Origin of the sequence: Mesorhizobium sp. M1E.F.Ca.ET.041.01.1.1, assembly GCF_003997355.1 — a bacterium.
GTDB lineage: Bacteria > Pseudomonadota > Alphaproteobacteria > Rhizobiales > Rhizobiaceae > Mesorhizobium.
Genome location: NZ_RZSL01001170.1, coordinates 1 through 704 on the forward strand (window position 1 = coordinate 1; position 704 = coordinate 704).

At 61.1% G+C, this 704-nt stretch carries 1 protein-coding gene; it reads right to left on the reverse strand.

Translation table 11 applies throughout. The features are described from left to right. Positions 1–499 (reverse strand): metallophosphoesterase (locus tag EOA38_RS38170; protein WP_189435248.1); only part of this gene is annotated, 499 nt, incomplete at its 3' end. Positions 500–704 lie beyond the last annotated feature (205 nt).

The following is a 704-nucleotide window of genomic DNA, read 5'->3' on the forward strand; positions in this document are numbered from 1 at the left end:
GGTTGGCGGCGAGCGCGGTGCCGCGGATCAGGTTCGCGCAGACGAAGGGGAAATTGGCGCCGGCCAGCTCCTTGTCCATGAAGGACAAGCCGTAATTGAATTCATGGTTGCCGAGCGTCGAGCATTCATAACCGAGCAGGTTCATGCCCTTCATGATCGGATGCAGGTCGCCGTCCTTCATGCCTTTCTCATAGGCGACGTAGTCGCCCATCGGATTGCCCTGCAAAAGGTCGCCATTGTCGATCAGCATCGAATTGGCGGCTTCCTTGCGCACCGCCTCGATCAGCGAAGCCGTCCGCGACAGGCCCATCGTGTCGTTCGCTTTGTCGGCGTAATAGTCATAGGGCAGCAGGTTCACATGAATGTCGGTCGTCTCCATGATCCTGAGGTGCGCCTGATTGGCCTGAGCACGGGCGGAAAACGGGTGCAACATGATCAGCGCCCCGCTGGCGGCGGCGGCGGCCAGCAGCGAACGGCGAGTGACGAGCGGTTGTGACATTGCTTCCTCCTCTTCGACAACGCGACAACCCCTGCCCCTGGGTTCGGAACATGGCGCCGAAGGCACTTTGAGTCCACGGCTGCCGGAAGCCTGTTGATCACGACAAGGTGACGCGTCGATGAAACGGGCTTGGCGGGCGATCAGCGCTTGTCGTCGTCGCCCTGGGTGATCAGCCGGGCGCTGCGCTGTCCGGTGAAATATATCC